Genomic DNA, 5,361 nt, shown 5'->3' with positions numbered 1-5,361 from the left:
CACCACCAACGGAACCAAGCCCACAGCGGGCGCGGTCATGTCCCCCTGCTCGCTGGTCACCGGCTCCGGCGGCTGCTCCAGGATGACGTGCGCGTTGGTCCCCGATGCCCCGAAGCCGGAGACGCCGCCACGGCGGGGCCGGTCGGAATCTGGCCAGGGGCGGGCCTCGGTGAGCAGTTCGACATGCCCGGCGGACCAGTCGACCTGGGGCGTCGGCTCGTCCACGTGCAGGGTGCGGGGCAGCAGGCCGTGCCGTATCGCCATGACCATCTTGATGACACCGGCGACGCCGGCGGCGGCCTGGGTATGGCCGATGTTGGACTTCACGGAGCCGAGCCACAGCGGTCGTTCGGCGTCGTGGTCCTGCCCGTAGGTGGCCAGCAGTGCCTGCGCCTCGATCGGGTCGCCGAGCGTCGTGCCCGTGCCGTGAGCCTCCACGGCGTCCACATCCGCAGCCCCGCACTCGCCAACGCCCGCCGGATCACCCGCCGTTGGGAGGGACCGTTCGGCGCGGTCAGCCCGTTGGAGGCGCCGTCCTGGTTGACGGCCGATCCCCGTATGACGCCCCAGATCCGCCGCCTATTACGGATGGCGCCCGACAGTCGCTCCAGCACCAGCACACCGGCGCCCTCCGCGAACCCCGTGCCGTCGGCGGCTGCCGCGAAGGACTTGCAGCGGCCGTCGGGAGCGAGGCCGCGCTGCCGGGAGAAGCCCACGAACGCGTTCGGGGCCAGTACCGTCACCCCGCCGGCGAGGGCGAGGGAGGACTCGCCCGAGCGCAGGGACTGGGCGGCGAGATGGACGGTCACCAGGGACGAGGAGCAGGCGGTGTCCACCGTCACCGCCGGGCCCTCCAGTCCCAGGAAGTACGACACCCGACCCGAGAGCACACCACCGAGGGCCCCTGTCATGAGGTAGGCATCGACACCCTCGGGCACGTCGTGCGGGTCGGCCCGGTAGTCGCCGCCTCCCGTGCCGGTGAAGACGCCGACGGGTTGTTCGCGCAGGGTGGCGGGATCGATGGCGGCCCGTTCCAGGGCCTCCCAGGTGATCTCCAGCATCAGCCGCTGCTGCGGGTCCATGGCGAGTGCCTCACGTGGCGAGATGCCGAAGAAGGCCGCGTCGAACTGGTCGGCGTCATGGAGGAATCCGCCCTCGCGGGAATAGCTCGTGCCTGGGTGGTCCGGGTCCGGGTGGTACAGGTTCTCCAGGTCCCAGCCGCGGTTCACCGGGAAGCCGGTGATCGCCTCACCGCCGGAGGCGACCAGGTCCCACAGCCCCTCCGGGGACGTCACCCCGCCCGGGAAACGGCAGGCCATGCCGACGATCGCGATCGGCTCGGAGTGCGCATTGCGCAGCTCGGTGATCGTGCGGCGTGCGTGATGCAGATCAGCCGTCATCCTCTTCAGGTATTTGACGAGCTTTTCATTGCTCTCAGCTTGGTTCTCTGCCTGGTTTTCAGCCTGGTTCTCCGTCTGGGGCGCTGCGTGCTTCTCCGCGTTCTCCGCTTGGATTTCCACCTGGTTCTTCTCCATCCGGGGCCACGACCTCTTTCACAGTGGGCAAGCGGGTGTGTCAGCCCTCGCCGAATTCCTCATCGATGAAGGCGAGGACGTCGTCCATCGAGGCCGATTCGAGTCGGGCGGTGATATCGACGTCGTGCGGAGTGCTGTGCGGGGTCTGCAACTTGGCGGCGAGCGCCTGAAGCCGGGGGACGATCCGCGTGCTTTCGACGCGGTCCGTTTCCAGTTCCGCCACCGCGGCCTCTAGGCGGCGCAGTTCTTCCAGGACCGTGTCCTCGGGCGTGGCGGTGGGGAAGAGCTCGGCGCGCAGATGCCGCATGAGCGCCGAGGGCGTGGGGTGATCGAAGACCAGCGTGCTCGGCAGGCGCAGCCCGGTCTGTTCGGAGAGCCGGTTGCGGAACTCCACCGCTGTGAGGGAGGTGAACCCGAGGTCGCTGAAGGCCCGGTTGGCCGTGATCTCGGCGGACGACGCATGTCCGAGGGCGGCGGCCGCCGCATCCCGCACCAGGCTCAGCAGGCTGTGGTCGCGGTCGCGTTCCGGTAGGGCGGAGAGCCGTTCGAGGAGGCCGGTCCGGCCGTCGGTGCCGATGCTGACGGCGACGGCGCGCCGCGCCGGCACGAGACCGCGCAGCATCGGCGGCAGGGTGCCGGCCTCCGCCTGGGAACGCAGCACACCGAAGTCCAGCTTCACCGGGACCAGGACGGGGACGGGAACCGAGGCAGCACCCGTGGAGCGCAGAGCGACGTCGAGCAGCGACAGCCCTTCCCGCACACTCAATTCGGCCGCTCCGGACCGCCTGTTCCGGGTGGCGCCGGTGCCCGCCGCGGGTTCGGCCGTCTGCCACGGACCCCAGGCGAGTGAGGTCGCGGGCAGCCCGTTGGCGTGACGATGCCGGGCCAGACCGTCCATCAGAGCGCTCGCCGTGGCCAGCGCCTCCTGGCCGGAGCCGCCGAAGGTGCCCGTGGCGGAGGAGAACAACACGAAGTGGGCGAGGTCGTGTTCGCGGACGAGCCGGTGCAGGGCGAGGGCACTGAAGTGGTCGTCGTCGAGGACGCCCGCGGTGTGGATGACGGTGGTGAGGCGGTGGGCGTCGATGACGTCGGCCAGGTGAGCGGGGTCGGTGATCCGGACCTGGGCGCCCAGCTCCGACAGCTCGGCGAGTTGGGCCTCCACCTCGGCGTTCGGCTGTTCGTGGTGGGTCAGCAGCAGGTTCTTGACCTGGTGCCGCTCCACCAGGTGACGCGTGACGAGCCGTCCGAGCGGCCCGGTGCCGCCCGTGACGAGGACGGTGCCGTCGGGGTCGAGCGGGCGGTCATCGCTGCCCGGCGCGGTGGGGGCCAGGCGGGGCGCGAGGAACGTTCCCTCGCGTACGGCGACGTGGAGTTCGCCGGCGGCGAGGAGTTCGGGGAGGACGGTGGTGAGTGAGGGGAGGCCGGTGGCGAGCGACCGGGCGCTGTCGTCGGTATCGATCAGGACGACCCGGCCGGGGTGCTCGGCCTGGACGGAGTGCAACAGGCCGACAGCCGCGGCGGCGGGCAGGTCGGCGATGTCCTCGCCGTCCGTCGTGGCGACGGCCCGACGCGTCACGGCGAGCAGAAGGGTGTCCCGCAGGCGGGGTTCGGCCAGACAGGCCCGGACGACGCCCAGGACACGGGTGGTCAGTTCGCGGACCTCGTCGGCGTCGCAGGCGCCGTCACCGGCCACCTCCAGCAGCAGCACACCGGGCAGCCGGTCCGCCTCGGCCACCGCACGCACGTCCTCGGCGCAGGTGACCGGGGCCGTGGCAGGAGCCGTGACCGTGGCCGTGTGCCGGCCGGTGACCGGGATCGGCGTCCAGTCGAGGCGGTAGAGGTGACCGAGGGCCGTGGCGGAGGCTTCCCCTCGGTCCACCGAGCTGTCGTACGGCCGGGTGACCACCGATCCGACGGAGCCGACCGGCCTGCCCGTGCCGTCGGCGAGACGAAGACCGAAGACGTCCGGCCCCTGTGCTGCCACGTGAACACGGAGGGTGGTGGCCCTGTCGGCGTAGAGCTGTACGTCCTTCCAGCGGACCGGCAGCGCGACCGCCGTGTCGCTCGCCCGGATGCCCCCGCCCACCCGGTCCTCCTGGCTTGCCTGGTCCGCCTCGTCCATCTCGTCCGCGTCACCGCGCAGCCCCGCGGCGTGGAGGCAGGCGCTCAGGAGGGTCGGGTGGAGTCCGTAGCCGTCGGTCCTGTCCGTCCCGTCGGGGAGGGCGACCTCGGCGTAGACGTCGGTGCCGTGGGACCAGGCGGTGCCGAGCCCGTACGGCGCCGGGCCGGCCTCCTCGATGGGGGCTGCCCCGGCCGGCGGCCACTGGGTGAGGTCGAAGTCGGGCGCGGGGGCCTCGGCGGACAGGCGGGCCGTGGCGTGCCGGGTGAACGGCGTACCGGGAGCGGCGTTCTGCGGCCGGGAGTGGATCTGCGCCGTACGCACACCGGATTCGTCGGGCGTGCCGAGACCGACCCGGATCTGGAGGCCGTCCTGCTCCGGAAGGACCAACGGCGTCTCGATGACCAGCTCGCTGAGGTGGCTGGTGCCGGTCTCGTCGCCGGCCCGGATGAGGAGGTCGACGAGGGCGGCACCGGCGGTGGCCGGGTCGGCGAGCCGGGGGTGGGTGGCCGACGACCAGCGGGAGGTGAAGAGCAGCCCGCCGGTGGCCGGGTCCTCCGCCAGGGCACCCAGCATCGGGTGCGCCACCGAGGCCAGCCCCAGCTCCGCCGGATCACCCGACGCCGTGTCCCTCGTGAGCCAGTGACTCTGCCGCTGGAAGGCGTACGTCGGCAGTTCCACCGGTCGCTCGGTGCCGCTGGTGTCGCCGGTGCCGACCACGGCGGCCCAGTCCACCGGTATGCCGCGCCCGTGCAGCGTGCCGAGTGCCCCGAGGAAACGGCGGACGCCGCTCTCCTTGCGCCGCAGCGTGCCGGTGATCACGGACGGGCCCGGCACACCGGCCTCAAGGATGTCCTGGATGTTCATGATGAGGATCGGGTCCGCGCTCACCTCGACGAAGGCGCGATGGCCGGACTCCGCCAGAGCCCGCACAGCGCTGTCGAACTGCACGGTGTGCCGCAGGTTCCGGTACCAGTAGTCGGCGTCCAGGGTGGTGGTGTCGATCCGGGTGCCGGTGACGGTGGAGTAGAACGCCACGGAGGCGGCCCGGGGTTCGATACCGGCCAGCCCCTTGCGCAGGTCCTCTTCGATCACCTCGACCTGCGCGGTGTGCCCGGCGATGCCGTGTGCCAGGGGGAGTTCCCGGCTTCGGATGTTGTGGGTTTGGCAGTGGGTGTGGAGGGTGTGGAGGGTGGTGGGGGTGCCGGAGAGGATGAGGTTGGTGGGGGAGTTGATGGCGGCGATGTCGGCGTCGGGGGCGTGTTGGGTGATGAGTTGTTGGGCGTGTTCGGGGGTGGTGTTGAGGGAGAGCATGGTGCCGTGGCCGGAGAGGTGGGTGGTGATGGCTTGGGCGCGGAGGGTGATGATGGTGGCGGCGTCTTGGAGGGTGAGGGCTCCGGCGATGTGGGCGGCGGTGATTTCGCCTTGGGAGTGGCCGGTGACGGCGTCGGGGGTGAGGCCTGCTGTTTGGTAGCAGTGGGCGAGGGAGGTCATGACGGCGAAGGTGGCGGGCTGGATGACGTCGGCGGTGGTGAGGGTGGGGGCGTTTGGGGTTTGGCGGATGACGTCGAGGAGTGAGTAGCCGGTGAGGGGGTCCAGGACGTGGGCGCATTCGGTCATCTTCTGGGCGAATGCGGGTGAGGTGTCGAGGAGGTCGGCGCCCATGCCGGCCCATTGGGCGCCTTGGCCGGGGAAGACCCATACCTG

Annotated in this window: 1 protein-coding gene and 1 pseudogene; both read right to left on the bottom strand. The window is 71.3% G+C overall.

The features are described 5' to 3' along the window. Positions 1-1,535 (bottom strand): annotated as a pseudogene (locus tag ADK36_RS45485) (type I polyketide synthase); the annotation flags it as partial. Positions 1,536-1,575: 40 nt separating this feature from the next. Then, positions 1,576-5,361 (bottom strand): type I polyketide synthase (locus ADK36_RS07290; protein WP_159391091.1); only part of this gene is annotated, 3,786 nt, incomplete at its 5' end.

Source organism: Streptomyces viridochromogenes, from assembly GCF_001270495.1.
GTDB lineage: Bacteria > Actinomycetota > Actinomycetes > Streptomycetales > Streptomycetaceae > Streptomyces > Streptomyces viridochromogenes_A.
The sequence above is the reverse complement of the archived record's forward strand: the minus strand, read 5'-3'. Positions and strand labels throughout refer to the sequence as shown.